General features: G+C 73.6%; 20 protein-coding genes and 1 pseudogene. 9 read left to right on the top strand and 12 right to left on the bottom strand.

Annotated features, from left to right (window positions below; all coding sequences use genetic code 11):
- Window positions 1–54 precede the first annotated feature (54 nt).
- The 5 genes from ABZ842_RS00640 to ABZ842_RS00620 all read left to right on the top strand — a co-directional run bounded on the left by ABZ842_RS00640 (window position 55) and on the right by ABZ842_RS00620 (window position 6,003).
- Window positions 55–3,114 carry a nitrate- and nitrite sensing domain-containing protein gene (locus ABZ842_RS00640; RefSeq protein ID WP_361529954.1) on the top strand — a complete coding sequence of 1,020 codons (3,060 nt, stop codon included), beginning with the start codon at window positions 55–57 and terminating at the stop codon, window positions 3,112–3,114.
- Window positions 3,111–3,593, top strand: coding sequence for a roadblock/LC7 domain-containing protein (locus tag ABZ842_RS00635; protein ID WP_361529256.1), 483 nt, complete (start codon window positions 3,111–3,113; stop codon window positions 3,591–3,593). Before ABZ842_RS00640 ends, ABZ842_RS00635 begins: the two co-directional genes overlap by 4 nt.
- A complete protein-coding gene (locus ABZ842_RS00630) occupies window positions 3,590–4,024 on the top strand; it encodes a DUF742 domain-containing protein (protein ID WP_361529253.1) in 435 nt (144 codons plus the stop codon). Before ABZ842_RS00635 ends, ABZ842_RS00630 begins: the two co-directional genes overlap by 4 nt.
- Window positions 4,025–4,085: 61 nt before the next feature.
- Window positions 4,086–4,718 (top strand): ATP/GTP-binding protein, encoded by a 633-nt coding sequence (locus ABZ842_RS00625; RefSeq protein ID WP_361529951.1) that lies wholly within the window; start codon window positions 4,086–4,088, stop codon window positions 4,716–4,718.
- A 22-nt stretch (window positions 4,719–4,740) separates the two neighbouring features.
- Window positions 4,741–6,003: a styrene monooxygenase/indole monooxygenase family protein gene (locus tag ABZ842_RS00620; RefSeq protein WP_361529250.1), complete on the top strand. Its 1,263-nt coding sequence runs from the start codon at window positions 4,741–4,743 to the stop codon at window positions 6,001–6,003.
- 16 nt (window positions 6,004–6,019) lie between these two features.
- Here ABZ842_RS00620 and ABZ842_RS00615 read toward each other — a convergent pair whose 3' ends face one another.
- Both ABZ842_RS00615 and ABZ842_RS00610 read right to left on the bottom strand, forming a co-directional pair.
- A complete protein-coding gene (locus ABZ842_RS00615) occupies window positions 6,020–7,321 on the bottom strand; it encodes a C40 family peptidase (protein ID WP_361529247.1) in 1,302 nt (433 codons plus the stop codon).
- A 130-nt stretch (window positions 7,322–7,451) separates the two neighbouring features.
- Window positions 7,452–7,736: a hypothetical protein gene (locus ABZ842_RS00610; RefSeq protein ID WP_361529244.1), complete on the bottom strand. Its 285-nt coding sequence runs from the start codon at window positions 7,734–7,736 to the stop codon at window positions 7,452–7,454.
- Window positions 7,737–7,863: 127 nt separating this feature from the next.
- Here ABZ842_RS00610 and ABZ842_RS00605 point away from each other — a divergent pair, with 127 nt between their 5' ends.
- The gene (locus ABZ842_RS00605; RefSeq protein WP_361529241.1) at window positions 7,864–8,631 is read left to right on the top strand and encodes an amidohydrolase family protein; all 768 of its coding nucleotides are present in this window, start codon (window positions 7,864–7,866) and stop codon (window positions 8,629–8,631) included.
- Window positions 8,628–9,404, top strand: a complete 777-nt coding sequence (locus tag ABZ842_RS00600) for an amidohydrolase family protein (RefSeq protein ID WP_361529238.1) — start codon at window positions 8,628–8,630, stop codon at window positions 9,402–9,404. Before ABZ842_RS00605 ends, ABZ842_RS00600 begins: the two co-directional genes overlap by 4 nt.
- Before the next feature lie 75 nt (window positions 9,405–9,479).
- On the opposite strand, the gene ABZ842_RS00595 is transcribed toward ABZ842_RS00600, so the two are convergent.
- Complete coding sequence (locus ABZ842_RS00595; protein ID WP_361529235.1) at window positions 9,480–10,208, bottom strand: TetR/AcrR family transcriptional regulator; 729 nt, start codon at window positions 10,206–10,208, stop codon at window positions 9,480–9,482.
- Between the two features lie 46 nt (window positions 10,209–10,254).
- Window positions 10,255–11,226 carry a diiron oxygenase gene (locus ABZ842_RS00590; RefSeq protein ID WP_361529232.1) on the bottom strand — a complete coding sequence of 324 codons (972 nt, stop codon included), beginning with the start codon at window positions 11,224–11,226 and terminating at the stop codon, window positions 10,255–10,257.
- 255 nt (window positions 11,227–11,481) lie between these two features.
- Between ABZ842_RS00590 and ABZ842_RS00585 the strand changes: the two are divergent.
- Window positions 11,482–12,088 (top strand): annotated as a pseudogene (locus ABZ842_RS00585) (Uma2 family endonuclease).
- 4 nt (window positions 12,089–12,092) lie between these two features.
- On the opposite strand, the gene ABZ842_RS00580 reads toward ABZ842_RS00585, so the two are convergent.
- The 7 genes from ABZ842_RS00580 to ABZ842_RS00550 all read right to left on the bottom strand — a co-directional run bounded on the left by ABZ842_RS00580 (window position 12,093) and on the right by ABZ842_RS00550 (window position 20,907).
- On the bottom strand, window positions 12,093–12,569 hold the full coding sequence (locus ABZ842_RS00580; RefSeq protein WP_361529229.1) for a DUF3291 domain-containing protein: 477 nt from the start codon (window positions 12,567–12,569) through the stop codon (window positions 12,093–12,095).
- A 32-nt stretch (window positions 12,570–12,601) separates the two neighbouring features.
- Window positions 12,602–14,086 carry a penicillin-binding transpeptidase domain-containing protein gene (locus tag ABZ842_RS00575; RefSeq protein ID WP_361529226.1) on the bottom strand — a complete coding sequence of 495 codons (1,485 nt, stop codon included), beginning with the start codon at window positions 14,084–14,086 and terminating at the stop codon, window positions 12,602–12,604.
- Window positions 14,083–15,423 carry an FtsW/RodA/SpoVE family cell cycle protein gene (locus ABZ842_RS00570; protein ID WP_361529223.1) on the bottom strand — a complete coding sequence of 447 codons (1,341 nt, stop codon included), beginning with the start codon at window positions 15,421–15,423 and terminating at the stop codon, window positions 14,083–14,085. The genes ABZ842_RS00575 and ABZ842_RS00570 overlap by 4 nt, the downstream gene beginning before the upstream one ends.
- Before the next feature lie 509 nt (window positions 15,424–15,932).
- Complete coding sequence (locus tag ABZ842_RS00565) at window positions 15,933–17,174, bottom strand: HAMP domain-containing sensor histidine kinase (RefSeq protein WP_361529948.1); 1,242 nt, start codon at window positions 17,172–17,174, stop codon at window positions 15,933–15,935.
- Window positions 17,175–17,194: 20 nt separating this feature from the next.
- Window positions 17,195–17,977: a hypothetical protein gene (locus ABZ842_RS00560; protein WP_361529220.1), complete on the bottom strand. Its 783-nt coding sequence runs from the start codon at window positions 17,975–17,977 to the stop codon at window positions 17,195–17,197.
- 105 nt (window positions 17,978–18,082) lie between these two features.
- A complete protein-coding gene (locus ABZ842_RS00555) occupies window positions 18,083–18,478 on the bottom strand; it encodes a zinc-ribbon domain-containing protein (RefSeq protein WP_361529217.1) in 396 nt (131 codons plus the stop codon).
- Window positions 18,475–20,907, bottom strand: a complete 2,433-nt coding sequence (locus ABZ842_RS00550; protein ID WP_361529214.1) for a PBS lyase — start codon at window positions 20,905–20,907, stop codon at window positions 18,475–18,477. The genes ABZ842_RS00555 and ABZ842_RS00550 overlap by 4 nt, the downstream gene beginning before the upstream one ends.
- Window positions 20,908–21,144: 237 nt before the next feature.
- On the opposite strand from ABZ842_RS00550, the gene ABZ842_RS00545 reads away from it, so the two are divergent.
- Window positions 21,145–21,993, top strand: a complete 849-nt coding sequence (locus ABZ842_RS00545; RefSeq protein WP_361529211.1) for an NERD domain-containing protein — start codon at window positions 21,145–21,147, stop codon at window positions 21,991–21,993.
- Window positions 21,994–22,030: 37 nt separating this feature from the next.
- On the opposite strand, the gene ligD is transcribed toward ABZ842_RS00545, so the two are convergent.
- Window positions 22,031–22,909: a non-homologous end-joining DNA ligase gene (ligD, locus tag ABZ842_RS00540; RefSeq protein WP_361529208.1), complete on the bottom strand. Its 879-nt coding sequence runs from the start codon at window positions 22,907–22,909 to the stop codon at window positions 22,031–22,033.
- Window positions 22,910–22,930 lie beyond the last annotated feature (21 nt).

Raw genomic sequence — 22,930 nt, 5'->3', positions numbered from 1 at the left:
TGAACGCGTGCCAGGGGTGGGGTCCCGCGTGTGACCGGCCGTCATCTCTGCTTCATGGTTCACGGCTGGACGAGTCAAGCAGGATTGCGAGCACCGGTGCAGAAGAAGCGGCCTTCAGGGGCCCCTACGGCCGCCCCACCGGCCCCTGAGACGTTCCCCGTTCACCACCCCCCGGTACCCGTGGTACCCGTCGGACGCGGCCGGGCCAAGCGGCTCCGCAGCAGGCTGGTCATCGGGGTCGGCGTCGTCGCCCTCGTCGTCGCCGGCGCGGGCGCCCCCGGCATCATGGACTCCTCCGCCGACCTCCACGAGTCCCAGCGCCTGGTGACGCTCGCCGAACTCAACCGACAGGCCGTCACCCTCGCCCACTCCCTCGCCGACGAGCGCGACGAGATCACCGCGTACATCTCCGCGGGCCGCGACGACCAGCAGGGCGACGAGGCCGACCAGCGCAAGGTCACCGCCACCCGCAGCGCCCGCGTCGACCGGCAGATAGAGGAGATCCGCGGCTCCATCCCCACCGAGCGGGCCGCGCTGCGCCGCGAGCTGTCCACCGTGCCGTCCCTGCGCCGCACCGCGCTCACCGGCAAGGGCTCGGCGATGGAGGCGCACCAGGCGTACACCGACATCATCGGCAGCCTGAACGCCCTCTCCGACGAACTCGCCGAGAAGACCCCGCCGCGCGCCGCCCACGGCACCCGTGCCCCCGCCTCCCTCGGCCAGGCCGTCGAGCAGGCGTCCGCCACCCGCGGCCTGCTGCTCGCCGCCCTCGCGGTGCCCGGCGGGAAGCCGGAGAAGGAGTACGACCCCTACACGGGCCGCACCGTGCAGCGGGAGAGCGACGACCAGAAGGCCGCCGCCGGCGCCCGCGACGCCCTCAGCGCCGCCGCCCAGCAGGCCCAGGTGCGCGCGGAGGCCGCCCTCGCCGACTTCGACCAGGCCGCGAACAAGGCCGCCCGGGACTCCCTCGCGGCCACCGTCACCGGCGCCGAGGTGAAGGCGGCCGAGGAGTTCCTGGCCCGGCTCACCGACCGCCCCGAGCTGTCCGACAGCGAGCTGGAGACGGACCACGTCGAGCTCGCCGCCGCGCTCACCGCCCGCATCGAGCAGATGCGCGGCGTGGAGTCCGCCCTCGCCACCCAGCGCATCACCAGCCTCGAACAGCTCCGCGACGACGACGTCACCGCGCTGGAGGTGCGCGTCGCGATCCTCGGCGCCCTGCTGCTGCTCTCCATCGCCGTGCTCGCCGCCCTGCTGCGGACGATCACCCGCCCGCTGGCCGTGCTGCGGCTCGGCGCGGCCCGCGTCGCCGGCTCGCCCGAGCTGGAGGAGCCCGTCACCTTCACCGGCCGCAACGACGAGTTCGCCCAGGTCGTACGGTCCCTCAACACCCTGCACGGCAGGGTGCGGGAGCTCGCCGCCCGGGCCGAGACGCTGGACGAATCCCGCCGCGCCCCCGCCGCGGACCGCGCCACCGACATAGCCACCGGCACCGCCACTGGCGCCGGCAACGACTCCAAGGCGTCCGCCGACGCCGCGCGCCTCGCCGCGGAACTCGCCGCCGAGCGCGCTGAGTCCCGCCGCACGGTCGACGAGCTGACCAGCGAGGTCGAACGGCTGCGCCACAGCGTCGACCACACCTTCGTCAACCTCTCCCTGCGCACCCTCGGACTCGTCGAGCGCCAGCTCTCCGTGATCGAGAAGCTGGAGGAGCGCGAGCAGGACCCGGAGCGGCTGGCCACCCTCTTCAAGCTCGACCACATGGCCACCGTGATGCGCCGGCACAGCGAGAACCTGCTGGTCCTCGCCGGTGCCGAACACAGCCACGGCCACCCCGGCGCCGTGCCGCTCGTCGACGTGCTGCGCGCCGCCGTCTCCGAGATCGAGCGGTACGAACGGGTCGTCATCCAGTCCCTGCCGCCGCACGCACAGGTCGCCGGCTTCGCCGCGGACGACCTCAGCCACCTCATCGCCGAACTGCTGGAGAACGCCACCTCGTTCTCCCCGCCGGACGCCCAGGTCGAACTCTCCGGCTGGCTCCTGGAGAACGGCGAGGTCATGCTCTCCGTCCAGGACAGCGGCATCGGGATGTCCGCCGCCCGACTCGTCGAACTCAACGGCAAGTTGGAGGACCCGGCCGGCTTCGAGACCTGGCACAAGGGGCGGGGCAAGGGGAAGGGCAAGGCCAAGGGCCGCCCCCAGCAGTCGGGGAAGGCCGGCTCGGGCCAGTCCGCGCGCACCAGGTCGGGCAAGTCGTCCACCGACGCCGAGGGGCTCGGGCTGCGCGTCACCGCGCTGCTCGCCGCCCGGCACGGCGTACGGGTCCAACTGCGCGACGGCAAGCACGGCGGACTCACCGCGGTCATCGTCCTGCCGCAGCCGCTGCTGCCCAAGGAGCCGCCGGCCGAGGCCCGCAACGCGCTCACCGACTCGGGCACCATGCCCGCCGTCCAACTGCCCGGCTCGGTCGCCGAAGCGAACTCCAACGCGCTGCCGACCACCGCGCGCACGGCCGTGCCGATCGCCCAGGGCACCGACCCGCTGGTGGAGGCGGCCGAAGCCGCCGTCCGCGCGGCCGAGCCCGAAGTGCACGGCCGGGTGGCCGACGGCGGCGACGCCGCCGGCGCGATCGACGAGCCCACCTTCGAGATGCGGCTCCCGAGCCTGCCCGCAGCCGCGTCCGACGACCACCGGACTTCGGTGCGCCCCGACCGGGGACACCACCAGCACGTACCGCACGACCAGCACGTACGCAACGAGGAGTACACGGCGGTCGACGAGACCGGTGCCGCGCGGAGTGGGGACACCGCACGGCCGACGGAGCCCGTGGCCGCAGCCGGCCGGGACGCTCCGACCGGCTCGGCCCGACCCGCCGCACCCGTGGGGGTCCGCGTCACCGACAAGGGCCTGCCCAAGCGCACGCCCCGGGTCGTCAAGCCCGCGGAACCGACCGCGGGACGCAAGGGCGGCGGCCTGGACGCCGACGCCCTGCGCCGTAAACTCGGGGGCTTCCAAAGGGCCGCCGAGGACGGCCGACGTGAGGCGCGGGCCGAGATCGCCCGTACAACGGCACCAGAAGAGGCGGGGGACACAGTCGAGGAGGCACGCAGTTGACTGCGACCGGGACGTTCGGCCTGAGCAGCGAGGCCCGCAATCTGCACTGGCTGCTGAGCAATCTGGTGGAGGAGGTGCCCGGACTGCGCTCCGTCGCCGTCGTCTCGTCCGACGGACTGCTGCTGCTCTCCTCCGACCCCGCGCAGCACGTCACACCTGGTGACTCGCCCAACGGAGAGGGTCCGCGCGGATCGAGCGCCGACCTCGCCACCATCGTGTCCGGCATCGGCAGCCTCACCGTCGGCGCCGCCAAGCTGATGGACGGCGGCGGCGTCAAACAGACGATGGTGGCCATGGAGGGCGCCTGCGTGTTCATCATGGCGATCAGCGACGGCTCGCTCCTCGGGGTGCACGCCGAGGCCGACTGCGACATGTCCGTGGTCGCGTACCACATGGGCCTGTTCGTGGGCCGGGCCGGACACGTGCTCACCCCCGAGCTCCGCAGCGAGCTGCGGCAGTCCCTGGAGGTCGGCCGATGACCGCCGCGGCCTCCTCCGCCGGCCCGTCGGCCGCGACGCCCACGGGGCTGCCGGTGCGCGGCGAGAACCGCCGCCCCGCCCGGGTGCGCCCGTACTCCCTCACCGGCGGACGCACCCGCTTCGGCCACGTCCTGCTCGTCGAGACGTTCGTCGCCGCGCTCGAACCGCCCGCGGACCGCAGACAACTCCCGCAGGGGGACCTGTCGTCCAAGGTGATGCCCGAGCTCCAGGCCATCGTCGAGCTGTGCCGACGCATGCGCACGGTCGCCGAGATCTCGGCGATCCTCAAGATGCCGCTGGGCGTCGTCAGGGTGCTGCTGAGCGACCTGGCCGACCAGGGAAAGATCCGTGTATACGGCACCGGGCACGGCCCGGGACGCCCGGAACGCGCACTGCTCGAAAGGGTGCTGAGTGGACTCCGCCGCCTCTGACACGCTGTTCGGCTCCGGCCCCGGTGCCGGCCACGCGGACGCGGAACACCAGTCCGGACGGATCCTCGTGCCCGAGCCCGGCACCCCCTTCGACCCCGTCGCGGCGGCCGAGGAGGGGCTCCAGTCCTGGCAGTTGGACCACAGCCGGGCCCCCACCGTCGCGAAGGTCGTCGTCGCGGGCGGCTTCGGCGTGGGCAAGACCACCTTCGTCCACTCGGTCTCGGAGATCACCCCGCTGCAGACCGAGGCGATGATGACCGAGGCGAGCGAGGCGACCGACGACCTCTCCGCGACGCCCGAGAAGCTGACGACCACCGTCGCCATGGACTTCGGCCGGATCACGCTCGACGCCGACCTGGTGATGTACGTCTTCGGCACGCCGGGCCAGCAGCGGTTCTGGTTCATGTGGGACGACCTGGTGCGCGGCGCGGTGGGCGCCATAGTGCTCGCCGACACCCGACGGCTCTCCGACTGCTTCCCCGCGCTCGACTACTTCGAGAGCAGCGGGCTGCCCTACATCGTGTCCGTCAACCACTTCGAGGGCTCGGAGCTCTTCGAGATCGAGGACGTGCGGGAGGCCTTGACCATACCGCCGCACGTACCGATTGTGATCATGGATGCGCGCAAGCGGTTCACGGTGATCGAGTCACTGTTGTCCCTGGTTGCGCACGCACTCGAAGAAACTCCCGAATGAACGCAGAGAAGAGACTTTCCGGATGCGGAAGATACTCATAGTCGGAGCAGGTCAGTCCGGCCTCCAGCTCGCCCTCGGCCTCCAGTCCCAGGGCTACGAGGTCACCCTGATGTCCAACCGCACGGCCGACGAGATCCGGTCCGGCCGGGTCATGTCCACCCAGTGCATGTTCCACACCGCGCTCCAGCACGAGCGCGACCTGGACGTCAACTTCTGGGAGTCGCAGGCGCCCAGGATCCAGGGGCTCGGCGTCTCCGTGGCCGGCCCGGAGCCGGAGGACGAACCCGGCGGTCCACGCGGCCGGCTGATCGACTGGGTCGGCAAGCTCGACGGCATCGCCCAGTCCGTCGACCAGCGGGTGAAGATGGCCGGCTGGATGGAGACCTTCGCCCAGCGCGGCGGACAGCTCGTCATCCACGGCGCCGCCGTTTCCGACCTGGACTTCTTCGCCCGGACGTACGACCTGGTGCTGGTCTCGGCCGGCAAGGGCGAGCTGGTGTCGATGTTCGGCCGGGACGCCTCGCGCTCCCCGTACGACAGCCCGCAGCGCGCCCTGGCCGTCGCCTACGTCCACGGACTCGGCGTGCGTCCCGAGCACCCGGACTACGACGCGGTGCGCTGCAACCTGGTGCCCGGGGTCGGCGAGCTGTTCGTGATGCCGACGCTCACCCTCTCCGGCCGTGCCGACATCCTCTTCTGGGAGGGGATCCCGGGCGGGCCGCTCGACGTCTTCCAGGGCGTCAAGGACCCGGCCGAGCACCTTTCGCTGACGCTGGAGTTGATGGAACGGTTCACCCCGTGGGAGTACGCCCGCGCCACCAAGGTCGAGCTGACCGACGGCGGCGGCACCCTCGCCGGCCGTTACGCCCCCACGGTGCGCAACCCGGTGGGTCGGCTGCCCGGTGGCGGGGTGGTCCTCGGCGTCGCGGACGTCGTGGTGGCCAACGACCCCATCACGGGCCAGGGCTCGAACTCGGCGTCCAAGTGCGCCGCCAGCTACCTCGCCTCGATCGTCGAGCACGGCGACCGGCCGTTCGACGAGGCGTGGATGCGGAGCGCCTTCGAGCGGTACTGGAACACCGCCCAGCACGTCACCAAGTGGACGAACGCGATGCTCGCGCCGCCGCCGGAGCACGTGCTGAACCTGATCGGCGCCGCCGGTCAGCTCCAGCCGGTCGCCGACCGGATCGCCAACGGCTTCAACGACCCCGCCGACTTCGAGAACTTCTTCTTCGAGCCGGACAAGGCCGGGGCGTACCTGGCATCGGTGTCGCCGGCCGGCTGACCGACTGATGGGCCGGTTAGTCGCCGTCGTATCCGGCGTCGGACCCCGCCGTGGCCGACTCGGGCAGCCGCGGCGGGGCGTAGGCGGCCAGCGGCTGCCCCTCCGGGTCCGGCCGGACCGCGCCCAGCAGCGGATTGGCCGTCAGCGGGGACACCTTGACGGTGGCTCCGGGGCGCGGCGCGTGCACCACCTTGCCGTCGCCCAGATAGACGCCGACGTGCGTGGCGTCGGCGAAGTACAGCACCAGGTCGCCCGGGCGCAGCTCCCCGACGGGGATCCTCGGCAGGGTGTGCCACTGGTCCTGACTGGTGCGGGGGATCTGCCGGCCGGCCGCGGCCCACGCCTGGGACGTCAGGCCGGAGCAGTCGTACGAGGAGGGGCCCTCGGCGCCCCAGACGTACGGTTTGCCGATCTGTTCCACAGCGAAGCGGACGGCGCGCTCGCCCGCGGCGGTGGGGTTGCCCTGCTGTTGCGCGCCGGGGGCCGGGTCCGCGGCCGGGGCCGGGTCGAGAGCCGCGGCTTGGCCGAGAGCCGCGGCTTGGCCGAGGGCGCCGGACGCTCCCAGGCTGCTCCGGGCCTCGGGAGAGGTGATGCCGGCGATCTGCTCCGGGGTGAGCGCGGCGAGCGTGCGTTCGATGGCGGCGAGGCGTTCGTCGGCCGCGTCCCGGGCCTGCTTCTGGCGCGCCACGAGGGCCCGTTCCCGATCGAGCGCCTTGCGCGATGCGGCGGCCAGCTCTTCGGCGTGCTGCGTACGGGCGGTGAGCTGGTCGACGGTGGCGCGTCGGTTCGCCGCGGCCCGTCGCATGAGGTGCCCCTCGTCCAGGGCGGTCTGCGGATTGGGGGCGAGCAGCAGTCGTACGTACGCGGACAGCTCCGAGTGGCCCTGGTACTGCTCGCGGGCCAGCCGGCCGGCGTCGCCGACGCCGTCCGCGAGGGCGGCCCGGGCGGCGGTCAGCTCGCGGCCGAGCCGGGCGGTCTCGGCCCGCTGCTCGGTGAGCTGGGTCTCGGCCTCGGCGTGGGCCCGGGCCGCGGTCTCGGAGTCGCGGTAGAGGACCTGGAGCCGGGCCAGCAGATCGGGGACGGATGCCGGGGGGCCGGCGGCCGTGGCGTCCGCCGCGGCTTCGGCGGGCTCGGCGGCTTCGACGAGGTCCGTGGACTCCTCGGGTACGGAATCGGCGAGGGCGGGGTCGACGGGGGTGGCCGGCCGTGCCGCGAGTTGCCCCCCGGCCGCCGCGGGTGGTGCCGCGGGGACGGCGACCAGCGTCGTCGTCGCGGCGAGCGCGGCCGTGCACACCGCGCGGAGCACCTTTCCTGACACGTCATCACCTCCGGCCGGGGGCGGTGCGTCCCGCCCACTGCCCGGATGGTGAGTGCGCCCCCGCCGGCCCGCATCCCGGGTGGCCGCATCGGCGGTACGGGTTCACTCGTTGCGGCGGCGTCCGCGCCGGCTACGGCGTGTCGGCGTGCCCCCGCGGCTTCGACCAGGGCCACTTCAGCTCGCGGCGCTCCCGGCCCTCGGGGGCGTACGCGTACTTCCAGCCCCGCTGGAGGCCGAGCCGCTTGGTGTGGCCCGCGGGCTCGCGGCGGTAGGCGTGCACGGTGGGCGGGGTGCCGTCGTCGTTCGGCACCGGGACCTCGTACCACTTCGGCGGGTGTCCCGTGGGGCCGACCAACACCGACAGCACCTGCCCGTCCAGGGGGCCGCCGACGAAGATGGTTCGCTCGCTTCTCACCCCTCCAGTCTGTCCCATCCGTCCCGGTGCACCACCCTCGTCACAGGGCGGCCCGGCCCGCTCCCTCGTCCCGTACGCCATCCTGGTTTCGGAACCGCGCGGGGTGGACACCTACTGGGGAATGATCGTGCCCACGCCGGCGAACTCCCCAGCGGTCTTCCCCGCCACTGCCGCCGCCCCCGCCGCCACTGCCAGCGCGCCCGTCGTGGACGTCAACCGCATGCTCGGGCCCCTGCCCTTCGACACCGTCCCCAGCGCGAACCCGCCCGGGCTGCTGCGCGAACTCGACCGGCTGCGCATCGACACCGCGTACGTGGTGCACACGCACGCGGTTTACGGGGACCCGCGCGACGGCAACTCGGCGCTGCCGCCGCCGGACCGCCGGCTGCGACCGGTGCCGACCCTCGTACCCGGGCCACTGGGCACGGGCCCCGTCGGCGCCGGCTCCCTCGTGCGGCTCTGCCCCGCCGAACACGGCTGGCCGCTGGCCGGCCGGCACTCCCTCGCCCTCGCCGCCGAACTGGCCGCCGCCGGCACCGTGGCCCTCCTCGGCTGGGAGGGCGTCGTCGGGGACGACGTGCGCAAGCTGGCCGCGGCCGAGCCCGGGCTGCGCCTCGTCCTCACCGGCACCGGCTACCGCAGCGGCCGGGCCCTCGCCGATCTCATGGACGTCCAGGACGAGGTGTACGTGGACACCTCCACCCTCCTCGGACACCTCCAGGTCGAGTGGTTCGCCGAACGCTTCGGGGCGCACCGGGTCCTCTTCGGCACCGGCGCCCCCGTCACCGACGACGCCGGGCCCCGCCACCAACTCGACCACCTGGAGCTGCCGGAGACGGACCGGGCGATGATCGCCGGCGGCAGCGCGCTACGGCTGCTGGAGGGCGCCGGATGAGGATCGTCGACGCGCACGGACACCTCGGCCGTTGGTCCGCCTTCGCCATCGCCGACGGGTCCGCCGACTCGCTCGTACGCGTCATGGACCGGTGCGGGGTCGCCGTCTCCTGCGTGTCGCACCTGCTCGGCGTCGGACCCGACGCCCGCGCCGGCAACGCGGCCCTCCTCGAAGCCCTCGCCGCCCACCCCGGCCGCCTCCTCGGCTACGCCGTCTACCATCCGCACGACCCCGAAGCGCCCGACCGGGTGCGGGACCTGCTCCAGGTACCCGGCGTCATCGGCGTCAAGCTCCACCCCGAAGTGCACCGGCTGCCGCTCGACGACCCCGGCTACGCCCCCGCGTTCGCACTCGCGGCGGAGGCCCGACGGATCGTCCTCGCCCACAGCGAGTACGGCTCCGCCTTCTCCGACCCCGCCCGCTTCGGCCTCGTCGCCCCCCGCTGGCCGGGGCTCCCGCTGCTGATGGGCCACTCCGGGCTGTGGCCCGGCGCCGGCCACGCCGCCGCGGTGCGGGCCGCCGGCAAGTGCTCCGACATCGTGCTGGAGACCTGCGGCTCCAAGATGACCGCCCGCCACCTGGTGCGGCTGGTCGCCGAGGTGGGCGCGGAGCGCGTGGCGTTCGGCTCCGACGCCGTCTTCCTCGACCTGCGGGTCGGGCTCGGACGCGTACTGCTCGCCGAACTCACCGAGGAACAGCGGCGGTGGGTCCTGCACGGCACGATCGACCGGCTGCTCGCCGGTTTCCCCGACGAGCCCTCCCGACCTTCCTGACGGGACGACGAATCGACGGCCGGGCGAAACGGGGCACCCGGCGGGGTTCTTCGGCCTCGACGCTTACGACCGGGTTCAGCCCAGTTCTGCGGCGGTCCCCGCCACGAGCTGTACACGCCGGGCCAGTTCGGCGACCGGTCCGTCGGGTGACTCCTGCGCCACCAGCGCCCGGGCCGCGTCGGCGGTCTCCGGGTCCGTCGCCGCGGTCGCCGCCAGCAGCGCGACCAGGTGGTCGACGAGCCAGTCCCGCAGCTCGTCCGCGCCCGGCTGCTTCTCCTCGTCCAGCCAGATCAGGGACGCCGCCTCCACGGCCGCGATCCAGGTGCGCACCATCATCCGAAGCCGCGGGCCCGGCCGCGCCGCCCCGAGGTGGACGAGGATCTGCTCGGCCGCGGCGCGCCGCACCCCGTCCACGATCGCGGTGGTGCGGGAGGTCTCCGCGACGCTGCCGCCCCGCAGCAGCGCGCTGAACCCGGCGTCGTGCGAGTCGACGAACGCGAGGTAGCGGTCGAGTACCCGGCCCAGGCGCAGCGTCGGCGGACCCTGCGACGGCTCGGCGAAGCACTGCTCCAACTCGTCCGCCGCGGAGCGCAGGGCGACCTCGTACAACTGCTGTTTGCCGCCGGGGAAGTACCGGTACACCAGCGGCCGGGAGACCCCGGCGGACTCGGCGACGTCGTCGAGGGAGACGTCCTCCGGCGGCAGATGGGCGAAGAGCGCGAGCGCGGCCGTCAGGAGTTGTGCACGACGTGCTTCTACGCTGAGCCGCCGGTAGGCGCGGGCTGCCGGCGCGGGACTGGTCATGCCCGCAGGGTAGCCGGCGCACGCCCCCCGGGCGGGGTGTGAATGCTCACGCCAACAGCCCTGAGTTTCGCCACAGTCGGCGCCCGGGCCCCCGCAACACGCCCACGTCGTCCAGGAAGTCGGTCAGCCGCCGCGCTCCGGTCTGCATCACCGCGCGCCGGTGTGCGCTGGCCCGCGCCTGGGCGACCGCCTCGCGCCGGTCGAGCCCCACGCTCTCGTACACCTTCGGGCTGATGAAGCAGACGGAGAAGACGCACGCCGCCTCCCCGCAGCTCAGCCGGGTCAGCTCGCGCTCCCAGCGCGGCGCGGTCACCATCTGCCGCCGCAGCTCCTCGCGCGCGTACCGGACGTGCCGCGCCTCCTCGACCACATGGATCCGGGTGGCGCCGCGCACCAGCGGCTGCACCCGCTCGTCGGGGAAGGCCAGCCGCTGCATCCAGTCCAGGATCTCCTCGCCGAGGAGCGTGGCGGCGAAGGATCCGGGCGTCGTCGAGACCGTCTTCAGCACGCGGGCGAGGTTGTGGTGGAAGCGCGGCACCGGATAGGCGGGCGCCCCGGTCTTCTCGATCAGCCGGGCGAACATCATCGAGTGCCGGCACTCGTCGGCGATCTCGGTCAGCGCGTACCGCACGTGCTGGCTCGTCACGGGCTTGTCGTACACGTGCCGCACGAGCAGTTGCATCAGGATGACCTCGAACCAGATCCCCAACGAGCAGAGCGAGGCCAGCTCGTGCCGGGCCAGCTCCTGCCGCTGCTCATCGGGCATCCGCCGCCACAGCGGGGTGTCGTAGAGGGAGACCAACTCCGGCGGCCAGAACCACTTGCCGTCTTCCCAGGGGGAGTCCCAGTCGAGCTCCCGATCGGGGTCGAAGGAGTGCTTCGCGGACGATTCGAGCAGCCGCAGCGCCACCTGCTCACGGTCCCGCAACGGCCCGAGCGCGTCCCGGAGCCCCTGCACGCCGCTGGCGCCGATCGCGTCGGTGGCGTCGGTCGTGGTGCTCGTTCCGGTCGTCGTCATGGCGTCGCACACCTCGGGGCTCGCTCGACGGAATGTCCCCGGGGTCACCCCGGGCACTCCTTATGAGACTGCCCGTCAGCAAGGGCGTCAAGACTCCGTGCGCGACTTGTTGACTGACTGTCTAGCAAGCGAGGGGGTGGCTGCCTACGCGTGCCATCAAAGGGCGAATCGTCGCTCGCTCGTTCGGGCGATGACGGGTGAACCGGGCTGGGTAGGCTGACGGGGACGGTCAGACTCGGCGGCATGGGAGCAGCGATGAGCGCCGCACGCGACGACGCGCAGCACGGGCAGGGCGAGCAGGGCGACAGGTACGAGCGGCCTCGTCCGCCGGCCGACGGCTGGACGGCGGACGACCTCGACCGGCTTCCGGACCTTCCTCCGCACACGGAGCTGATCGACGGGAGTCTCGTTTTCATGAGTCCGCAGGTCGATTTCCACATGGCCACCCTGCGACTGCTGGAATACGGCTTGATCAGCTGTGCTTCGAAGGAACTTTACGTCGTCCGGGATGTCGATCAGGCTGGACAAGCGCAATCGTCCGGAGCCCGATCTCATGGTGGTGCCGAGGGCCGAGCGGAAGAGTTCACGGCAGACCTGGTACGAACCTGAGGTGCTGCTTCTGGCCGTGGAGATCACTTCCCCGGACTCCGAAGAGCGCGACCGTGAGGTCAAACCCCTCAAGTACGCCCGCGCCGGCATCCCGCACCTCTGGCGGGTGGAGAACGTGAACGACGCCCCGGTGGTGTACGTCTACGAACTCGACCCCGCCACGCGCACCTACGCCGTCACCGGCATCCACCACAAGCAGCTCAAGCTGGACCGCCCGTTCGCCGTCGACATCGACCTCACGGGCGCCTTCTGAGTCGTCAGCGCCCGCTGTCCGCCCGAGGCGCGGTCTCCGGCGCGGGGAACGCCCTGTTCAGCGTGAACGCGCGCTCCGTCGGGCCCTCGGTGCGCAGCAGTCGTAGGCGGTTCTCCGCCTCCGCGACCGTGGGGCGGTGGCCCGCGGGGATCCACCACAGGGTGGACATCGCCTCGCGCACCCGCTCGAACCACTCGTGGCGACGAGCCAGCAGCTCGCGGTGCGTGCCCTGGTACATGAAGGTCGTCAGGGCGTCCTTGTCGCGCCAGACGGACATGTTCACCACGATCCACTCGTCGTCGAAGATCCGGATGTCCGTCGCGTCGCCCGTCTCGTCCTTCAGCCGCCAGACGAAGCCGTCGGACGCCTCGGCGACCGCGTTCACCGGGTCCAGGTTGTCGACGAAGTACTTCAACTCGGGGGAGTCCAGGGGGAATTTCAGCCGGGCTATGTTCACCTGAGCGAGTTCGTAGGACGTCATGATCCGTACGATAACCCCGCGCCGCGGCCGGCTCAGCCGGCCATCGCCGCCTCCATCACGGCCCGGGCGATCGGCGCCGCGTCGCCGTTGCCGCTGACTTCCCTACGGACCGTCTCCGCCGCGTCCCCGGGCTCCGCGCCCTCCGTTCCCTCGACGACCACGGCGACCGCCACCGCCGGCTGGACCGCGTCGTCCGCCTGCGCCCAGGAGATGAACCAGGCGTACGGGGTGCCGGAGTTGCCCAGGCCGTGCTGGGCCGTGCCCGTCTTGCCGCCCACCCGGGCGCCCCGGATCGCGGCGTTCGCGCCCGTGCCGTCCTCCACCACGCGCACCATCAGCCGCTGGAGCTGGCGCGCCGTCGAGGGGTACATCGCCTGTCGGTACGGGCGCTGGTGGTGCTGCGAGAGCGTGCGCCCCCCGCGGGTCACCACCCGGTCGACGAGGTACGGCTCCTTGAGCGTGCCGCCGTTGGCGACCGCCGCTGCGACCAGCGCCATCTGCAGCGGCGTCGCCGTCGTGTTGAACTGCCCGATCGACGACAGCGCCAACTGGTCCACCGACATCCGCACGTCGAAGTTGGACGGCGCCACCGTCGACGGGATCGCGAGCCCCCGGTCGTTGAACCCGAACGCGGCCACCGCCTCCACCATCCCCGGCAGCCCCACCTTCGCCCCGACGTTCGCCAGCACCGAGTTGCAGGACCACTGGATCGCGTACGCCAGCGACGCACCGCCGCAGCCCTCGGCCGCGTCCGGCAGCCGGGTGCGCGTCCCCGGCAGCACGTACGGTTCCGGGGTGTCCGTCGGCGCGTCCACGTCCCGCACCACGCCCGCGTCCAGCGCCGCCGCCGCGGTCACGATCTTGAACGCGGAGCCCGGCGGGTACGTCTGCCGGATCGCCCGGTTCAGCATCGGCTGGGTCGGCGCCGCGTTCAGCTCCGTCCACGCCCGCTTCGCCTCCCGGCCGGTCCCCGACAGCACGCCGGGGTCGTACGACGGGCTGCTCACCAGCGCCAGGATCCGGCCCGACGCGGGCTCGACCGCGGCGACCGCCCCGCGCCGCCCGGCCAGCCCCCGAAACGCCGCCTCCTGCACCGACCGCTTGACGGTGGTCACCACGTCGCCGCCGGCGAGGCGGTCGCGGCTGAGGTCGTTCCACAGCGGGAACGTCGCCAACAGTGGATCGGCGCCGGACAGCGCCGCGTCCTCGGCGTGCTCGACGAGCGAGGTGCCGTACGTCTGCGAGGCGAACCCGGTGACCGGCGCGTACACCGGGCCGTCGACGTAGGTGCGCTCGAAGCGCAGTTGCTGACGGGTGTCCCGGGAGCCCGTCACCGGCGCCCCCTCCACCAGGATGTTCCCGCGCGGCTCCGCGTAGCGGGCGATCGCGCCGCGCCGGTTCGCCGGGTTGTCGTCCAACCGCCCCGACTGCACGACCTGCACCCGGGCCGCATTGACGAGCAGCGCCGCGAGGAGCACCAGACAGAGCCCGGACGCACGGCGGATGGTGCGGATCACCGGAAGCCCTCCGGTCCGGGGGTGCGGGCGAGGTCACTCATCCGGATCAGCAGCGCCACGATGATCCAGTTGGTCACCACGGACGAGCCGCCCTGGGCGAGGAACGGCATCGCCATGCCGGTCAGCGGGATCAGCCCGGTCACCCCGCCGGTGATCACGAAGACCTGGAGCGCGACGATCGCGGCCAGGCCGACGGCGAGCAACTGCCCGAAGGGGTCGCGCAGGTTCAGCCCGGCGCGCAGGCCGCGCGCCACCAGCAGCGCGTACAGCAGCAGGATCCCGGTCAGCCCGACGAGGCCCAACTCCTCGCCGGCGGTCGCCAGGACGAAGTCCGACTTGGCGGCGAACCCGATGAGCGCGGAGTGCCCGAGGCCGAGCCCGGTGCCGAGCATCCCGCCCGCGCCGAACGCGAACAGCGACTGCGCCACCTGGTTCGGGCCCTGCCCGGCCTCGATGGACGCGAACGGGTGCAGCCAGTCGTCGACCCGGCCGTGCACGTGCGGCTCCAGCGCCCCGACGGCGAACGCGCCCGCGGCGGCGAGCGCCAGCCCGACGGCGATCCAGCCGGTGCGGCCCGTCGCGACGTACAGCATCACCACGAAGAGTCCGAAGAAGAGGAGCGAGGTCCCCAGGTCCCGTTCCAGGACCAGCACCCCCACGCTGACCAGCCACACGGTGACGACCGGGGCGAGCACCCGGCCAGGGGGCAGCCGGCGGCGGTCGGCGAGCGCGAGGGTGTGGCGGTTGGCGGCGAGGTAAGCGGCGAAGAACACCGCGAGCAGGATCTTCGCGAACTCGCCCGGCTGGAAGGACAGCTCGCCGAGCCGGATCCAGATGCGGGCGCCGTTCACCGACGGGAAGAAGATCGGCACCACCATGAGCGCGAGCGCGGCGGTGACGGAGAGGTACGCGTACCGCTGGAGGACCCGGTGGTCCGGCAGCAGCGTCACCGCGATGACGAACAGCCCGACGCCGAGGGTCGACCACACCAACTGCGCGGGGGCGGCGACGCTGTCCGGGGTCTCCAGGTCGAGCCGGTAGATCAGCACCAGACCGAGGCCGTTGAGGAGCACGGCGATGGGGAGGAAGAGCGGGTCGGCGCGGGGGGCGCGCAGCCGGACCGCGAGGTGCGCGAAGAGGGCGAGGGCGCCGAGGCCGGCGCCGTAGCCGAGCACGTCGGGCGGCACGGCGCGGTCGTGCGCGAGCCCGACGGCGGCGTACCCGTACGTGGGCACGAGCACGGCCCCCACGAGCAGCCCCAACTCGACCCCCCGCGCCGAACGCTCCACGGGGCGCGCCGGGGGCGCGGGTGCGGGAGTGTGCGTGGTTGCGCTCATGCGACGCAACGTAGCAAGCGTTTGCCGGCTATGCCGGGTATGTGGGGGTGCGCGCCTGCGTGCCTGCGGGTGCGGTGCGGGATGCGGTGCGGGATGCGGTGCGGGATGCGGGGTGGGATGCGCCTCAGGACACCCGCGCCGTTCTCCTGACGGTGCGTTGGTCTGTGCGGCCCGGTGGTGGGCTTGTCGCGCAGTTCCGCCCCCTACGCCCAGGGAGGCGGGGGCCCAGCGCCCCAAGCCTCCTCGCCGTTTCCCTGCGGGGTGCGCTGGCCCCTGCGGGCCGCATGTGGTTGTTCGCGCAGTTCCCCGCGCCCCTGTTTCGCTGCCCCCAGCCTTTGTCTGCGGGCTGCAGGTGGAGGTTTTTTAGGGGCGCGGGGATACTGCGCGAACAGCCCACCACCGGGCCGCACAGGCCAATGCTCCCGCAGAAGCGCGGCGGGTAGGCCAAGGGCGCCGGGGCCCGGGGCGCGCACCCCGCACCGCACCCCGCAGCGCACCCGCGGCGTGGGCTACACGCGCAGCGGGAGGGCGACGCGGGCCAGCGCTCCGCCCGTCGTCGGGTTCTCGAACGTCAGGATCGCGCCCAACACACCCGCCTGACCCGCCGCGATCGTCAGGCCCAGACCGTGGCCCTTCGCCTCGCTCTCCGTGCGGAACCTCGTCGGGCCCTGCGACAACAGGAAGTCGGGGTAGCCCGGACCGTGGTCGTGGACCGTGACGACCGGGCCGTCCACGGTCAGGACCACCGGCGCCGCCCCGTGGCGGTGCGCGTTCGCCACCAAGTTGCCCAGCACGCGTTCCAGCCGGCGCCGGTCCGTCTCCACGGTCGCGTCCCGCACCACCCTTACCTGCGTGTCCGTACCGGACGCCCGGGCGACCCGCTCCGCCAGGTGGGACAGCTCCAGCAGCGCCAGGTCGACTGTCTCGCTGCCGGCGTCCAGACGGGAGATCTCCAGCAGGTCCTCGGTGAGCGAGCGCATCGCCCGGACACGGTCGCGCACCAGCTCCGCCGGCCGCCCCTCCGGCAGGAGCTCCGCCGCCGCGGTCAGCCCGGTCAGCGGCGTGCGCAACTCGTGCGCGACGTCCGCCGTGAAGCGCTGCTCGCTCAGCAGCTTGCGTTGGAGGGAGGACGCCATGGTGTCCAGCGCCCCGGACACCGTGGCCACCTCGTCCTGGCGGCGGGAGGGGTCCTTGGTGCGCGGGTCGTCGACCCGCGCGTCCAGGTCGCCGGCGCTGATGCGCCGCGCCACCTGCGCGGTCAGATGGAGCCGCCGGGTGACCCGGGTGACCGCGAACGCCCCGGCGAGCAGCGTCGCGCCGATCGCCAGCCCCGCGGAGCCGAGGATCGCCCGGTCCAGCGCGCTGATCGTCTTCGCGCTCTGGGAGTGGTCGGAGCGCGCGGCGATCGCCCGGCCGTCCGCCGGGCCCGCCGCCCACATCGTGGGGCGCCCGTTGAAGAGGCTCACCATCGTGCCGCGCTCGCCGCGCAGCGCCAGGTCGCGCAGGGACTGCGGCAGCCCCGGCGGATCCACCGCGCCGAACTTCGGCAGCGGATGCCCCGCCTCGTACGCCGCGGTGACGTCGGCCAGCCGGTTCAGCGCCTTCTCGCGCGACGCGTCGACGGTCTGCCGGGTCACCCCCACGTGCACCAGCACGCCCAGCAGCGCGGCGAGCGTGCAGCACATGACGGTGATGAAGACCGCGGCCTTCCAGGTCAGCGTCGCGGTCCAGCGCGGCAGACGGGGGCGCAGGGCGGCACGGACGCGCCCGATCACGAGGCGTCCTCCGCGCCGCCGGGCGACGCCGAAGCTCCCCGCGACGCCTTGCCCGTTCCGTCCGCCTTGCCCGGCTTCACCGGGACGATCTCGTCGCGCGTCGGCAGCATCGCCCGGTGCTGCTCGTCCCACGACCACGAGGTCCGGTACTCGCTCCCGGGCATGCCGGCCGAGACGGACCGGAGGATGATGTCCCGGCCGGCCAACTGCACGTCGACCAGCTGGTCCGCGGTGGACATGATCCGGGTGAGCTCGGCGGGGTCGGAGCCCCGCGCGGGCATGTAGCAGCGGACCTCGGTGATCTGCCGCCCCATCCGCACCGCGACGATCAGTTCTTCCCGGCCGTCGCCCGTCAGATCGCGGTGGTACGCCCGGAGCACCGGGCAGGCACTCGGCTTCGACGGCTGCGCCTGCCCCGGGCCGCGTCCCGCGCAGCCCGCGAGCTTCTTCGCGAGGGAGTCGCCCGCGCCGTCGGGGAGGGCGTACGCCTCCGGGTACGCGAGCGCCTCCGCACGGACCACGGCCACCGGGTCGAGCGCCCGCACCCCGCCGGCGGGCACCCGCACGCCGGGGACGGGGGCCGTGTCCGTCTCGCCGTAGTCATACGGGGGAGCGGTGACGGGCGGCAGATCCGGCCACAGCCGTACGGGCCCGGTGGCCGTGGGCGTCGGCCCCGCGCTGCGCAACTCGCCCGCGTCGCCGCACCCCGACAGCAGCACGCAGCCCGTGGCCGCGCTGGTCAGCGCCGCGGACAGCGGGCGTCGGGGACGGGGGCGCAAGGATCTCCTAGCCGAGCGGGGCGTTCTTCGTCCCATAAACCTTATGAGATGGCGAAAACCAGCCGGCGTGGGTGTCCGACGGCCGAGACCCGACGAAGACACTTCCTAGCGCTGGTAGGGATTCCCCTGGGGGCCCTGGGTGCCCGGGGTGCCCTGGGCGTTCCCCTGCTGGAAGGGGTTGCCCTGCTGGTACGGGGCGGACTGCGGCTGGCCGTACGCCGCACCGCCCTGTCCGCCCTGCACACCGGGAGCGCCCTGGCCGCCCGCCGCGGCCTGGGCCTGCAACTGCTCGGCCTGCTGCTGGTTGATCTGCGACTCCGCACCGCAGAACGTGCACTGCGTCCCGTACTTCGAAGAGACCGGGAACAGCGGCACGAAGAACAACGTGAACTTGGTGACCCGCTTGCGCAGCGTGTGCGCGGCGGGGTTGCCGCACCGCCCGCACACCAGCGTGAGTATCGCGAGCTGGTACAGGTACCCCTTGGTGCCGAAGATGATCACAGTGAGCGCCTCTCCCTGATCAGTGCCCGCCGGCAGAGGGCCAGCAGCTTCTCGTCCCTCACGATGTCATGACTGCCGTAGCCGCCGTCGATGGCGTTGTGCCGCCTGACCCCGGCCAGTTCGCTGCGCAGCAGGGCCTCCGCGCCGTCGACCGCCATCACCGCGGTGATACCGCCGCCCGCGGCCAGCCGCTGCGCGGTCGGGACGCGGGTGAACGGCAGGGTGTGCCACGCCGCCCGCAGCACCGGCCACGCCCGGCGCGGGGAGCCCGTGACGCGCCACAGGGCGACCGCCGCGTCCACCCGGGTCCACGGGTCGGCCGCCGCCAACAGCTCCGTCAGCGCCGGCTCGGCCACCGCCGCGGCCGGGCCCATCGTGCCCAGCGCGGTCGCCGCCGAGCGCCGGCCGCCGGTGTCCGCCTCCGACAGCGCACCGAGCAGCACCGGAAGCACCACGTCCGCGCTGTCGGAGCCCTCCACCGCCCACAGGGCCGCCGCCGCCTTCGCCCGGAAGGCGGGGGAGAGCGCGCCGCCGGCCTCCGGCGCCGCACCCGACCGGGCGTCCCCCCGAAGAGGCCGCGCCGGCCGCAGCAACTCCCGAAGGTCCGGCACGGCCTCGCCGGCCGCGGGCCCGAACGCGGTGAGCGCGCGCAGGACCAGCTCCACCACCCACTCCCGGCGGTACTCCGGCACGCCCCGCAGCACCCGCAGCACCTCGGGCATCGCCTCCGCGGCCCGTAGCGCGGTGAGTCCGTACAGCAGCGGACCGGCCAGGTCGTACAGCCGGTCGTCGAGCGCCACCGCGCCCAGCCGCTCGCGCAGCACGGGCGCCAGCGGAGCCGCGGCCTCGCCCAGGTGGTCCAGGACGTAGCCGAGGTCCTGCGGCGCCTCGGGCAGCTCCAACATCCGCGTCAGCACCGGCACGGCGCGCGCGTCGCCGGTGCGCGCCAGCGCCGTGACCGCGCCGCCGAGCATCAGCGGCCCGCCGACCCACTCCTGCACCCAGCGGTCCGGATTGGCGGCCACGTACTCGGCGAGGGCGTCCGTGGCGGGCTCCGCCAGCGCGAACAGCTCGCCCAGCACGGCGATGGCGGCGTCGGCGAGGCGCGGGCCCCCGCGGTCCTCCGGGAGCTGTTCGCCGAGGAGCGCCACCAACTCGGCGTACTCGCCGCGCCAGGTGCGCAACAGGCCGCTGCTCATCCGTACGGCGTCGATCCGCTGGCCCTGGTCAGGGCTGCACAACTGGTCCGCGAGGAGCGCGACGCGGTCGTCGACGCGGTCGCCGAGGCCGGAGTGCAGGGTGCGGAGCAGGGCGCCGGTCCAGGGCGCGGCCCGCTCCGTCGTGGTCGCGTCCGGGCGCGCCCTGAGGTGGCCGAGCTGTCCGCCCTGGCCGCCGCCCTGCCCGTTCGGGCTGCTCTGGCCGTTCGTGCCGGCCGAGTTGGTCTGCCCGCTCGGGCCGTTCGGGCCGCTTTGGCCGAGCCGTGCTGCGGCGGACGGCGCCGGTGCGTGCTGCGGCGGGGGAGTCGGCGCGGACGGGGCCTCGGGCGTGCCGCCGCGCAACTCCCGCAGCAGGCCCGTCACCCCCGGCACCACGTCGTCCGGCAGCCGGTGCGGTGCGCAGCGGGCGAGCTGGGCGAGCGCGGAGAGCCGCAGCCCGGGGTCGTATCCGCGCGCACCGGCCTTCTGGCGCTCGTACTGCCCGTTCCCGTTCCCGTTTCCGGTCCCGCTCCCGTTTCTGTACGGCTCGTGCTCGTGCTCGTACGGCGGCGCGATGGCGTACGCGTCCGGGTCGTACGCCGACGGGTCGGCGTCGTGCGGCACCCGGGTCAGCCCGGTCAGCCACTCCACCACCTCGGGGTTCAGCCTGTCGTGCCGCAGGGCTATTCGACCCCCGGCCTCCACGCACGCCAGCCGCACCTCGGGGTCCTGCTCCACCTTCAGCCGCTCCCGCAACAGCGCCAGCACCAGGGCGGGCTCGGCGTGCAGCGAGGCGAGCGCGAGCGGCACGGCCAGCCGCACCCCGCGGTCGTCGGCACCGACCTGGGCGAGGAAGACGTCCGCGCCCGCGGTCACCGCCGACGCCGCCATCGCGTAGTTCGCCGCGGACTCGAACTCCTCGTCCTCCACCAGGTCCAGCGCGTCGTCCCCGTCGAGGTCGATGCCGCCGATGCTGGTCAGCAACTCGATGACGCCGCCGCGGTCCTGGACCGCGGGGTCTCCGGCCAGTTCGAGGAGGAAGGGGATGCAGGCGAGCGTCGAGTCGAAGACCTCGCCCTGGTGGTGCACCGTCGCGTACATGCCGTCGAGCGCCGCCTCCCGCACGGCGGGGTCGGGCGACGCGAGGCCGCGCAGCAACTCCGGGACGTCCCCCGCCGGCCCGTAGGCATGCTCCAATGAGGCCCAGTCGACCTCGTCGATCCCCCCGAACACGCCTGCCTCCTCCCCAAAACCCAGAACTCTGCCGTCACAGGCGTCACAGGCATACGCCCGACCGGGGCGTTTCCACAACCCCCGTTCGAATCGGCGCTCGGTGAGAGTCTGCACCACAGCGCCGACATCGAGTCGGCATCGACCCGTACATGGCGCGGTTATTGCTCAGGAGGGGCGGGGACTGGTCCCATGGGGCGCGAGCGCCGGCGACGGCGTCAGGGGGGCTGAGGTGCTGCAATGAGTGCGTTACTGCGCGTAACACCGGCAGGCGATCGGCTGTGCGTACTGCTGCCGAACGGGCGTGCGGTGGCCTGGTACGACCCGGACGGCGCCGGTGGCAGGGGCACTGAGGGCCGTGCGGGGGGCGGTGAGGGTGGCCGGATCTTTCTGGTTCACGAGCGGCTTCGCGACGAAGTGCTGGCCGTGCTCGCGCCCTACGTCGCCGGTGACGTCACCGTCGGTCCGCCTCCGGTGCCCACCTCGGCCGATCTGGCCCGTCTCGCCCTCCATCCGGACGACGACCTGGCGCCCAACCGCCCCGGCGAGGCGCTGCACGCCCAACTCGACCGGCTGCCGCCGCCCCGCCGCCTCGCCCGGGATCCGCACCGCGGCGCCCGCGCCCGGCTGGCCGCGCAGCAGTCGGTGGGCGATGCGCTGGACGGGCTGGAAATCGCCGGTTGGCGCGTTGTGCACTCCGTGCCGCTGCCGGGCGCCGACCAGCTGCACCACGTGGCCGTCGGCCCCGGCGGGGTGTTGGCCCTGTACGCGCTGCCGGCCCGGGGCCTGCGGATCCTCGTCGAGGGGGAGGGCGTGCGCGCGGGCCGCGCGCAGCCGGTGCCGCTGCTCGACGTCGCCCGCCACCGGGCCGAACGCGCCGCGCTGGCGCTGGCGACGGCGGTGCGCCCCGTGCTGGTGGTCGTCGGCGCCGCGCGGCTGGAGCTGGTGCCGCCCGCGCCGGCGGACGTCCGGATCCTCCGGGACGGGGAGATCCCGGCGCTGGCCGCGCTCGGCGGGATCCACAAGCCCGTCGACGTCGAAGCGCTGTACGCCCGCGCCCGCGACCGCCGCACGTGGCTGCGGGCCTGACGATCCGACGTCCCGGGCGTCCCGGGCGTCCCAGGTTTCACGAGGGGAGCGGGCGGGCCCGGTCCGGGGCGAGCAGCGGCGCCATCAGGTCCCCGTAGCGCTCCAGCCGCGGGCCCAGGTCCTCGAAGCGGAACGACAGGTCCCGGCGCTCCGCCACCTCGTCCCACGTCACCGGGGTCGACACGGTCGGCTCGGCGCGGGCGCGCAGCGTGTAGGGCGCCGCGGTGGTCTTCGCCGCGGCGTTCTGGCTGTGGTCGACGAAGACCTTCCCGGGCCGCAGGGCGCGCGCCATCCGGTGCAGCACCAGGTCCGGAAGCTCCGCCTCGCCTTCCTGCGCCAGGTTCCGCGCGTACGCGGACACCGTGCGCGAAGGGGTCGGCGCCAGTGGCACCAGCACGTGCAGCCCCTTGGCGCCGGACGTCTTGACGTACGCCTCAAGGCCGTCCGCCGCCAGGCGCTCGCGCAGCCACAGCGCGACGGCGCAGCACTCCACGACGGTCGCCGGTGCGCCCGGGTCGAGGTCGAAGACCATGCGGTCGGCGACGCCGGGCTCGGCCGCGGTCCACTGCGGCGTGTGGAACTCCACGACCAGGTTCGCCGCCCACACCAGCGTGGCCAGGTCGTCCACGACGACCTGCCGGGCGTCGGGGTCGTCGGAGTGCGGCACCGGGGCGGTGCGCACCCACGACGGCGTGCCGGGCGGCGGGTTCTTGGTGAAGAAGAGCTGACCGTCCGGCCCGTCGGGGTAGCGCAGGAAGGAGACGGGCCGGTCGCGCAGGTGCGGCAGCATCGCGTCGGCGGTGACCGCGTAGTAGTGCAGGATCTCGCCCTTGGTGGTCCCCGTGGCGGGGTGGATGACCTTCTCCAGGTTGCTGAGAGCCAGCCGTCGCCCGGCGACCTCGGTGATCGGCGTCATGGGGCGGGGGCCACACGGGTG

The organism is Streptomyces sp. NPDC047315 (assembly GCF_040643215.1).
In the GTDB taxonomy this organism is placed as follows: domain Bacteria; phylum Actinomycetota; class Actinomycetes; order Streptomycetales; family Streptomycetaceae; genus Streptomyces.
The sequence above is the reverse complement of the archived record's forward strand: the minus strand, read 5'-3'. Positions and strand labels throughout refer to the sequence as shown.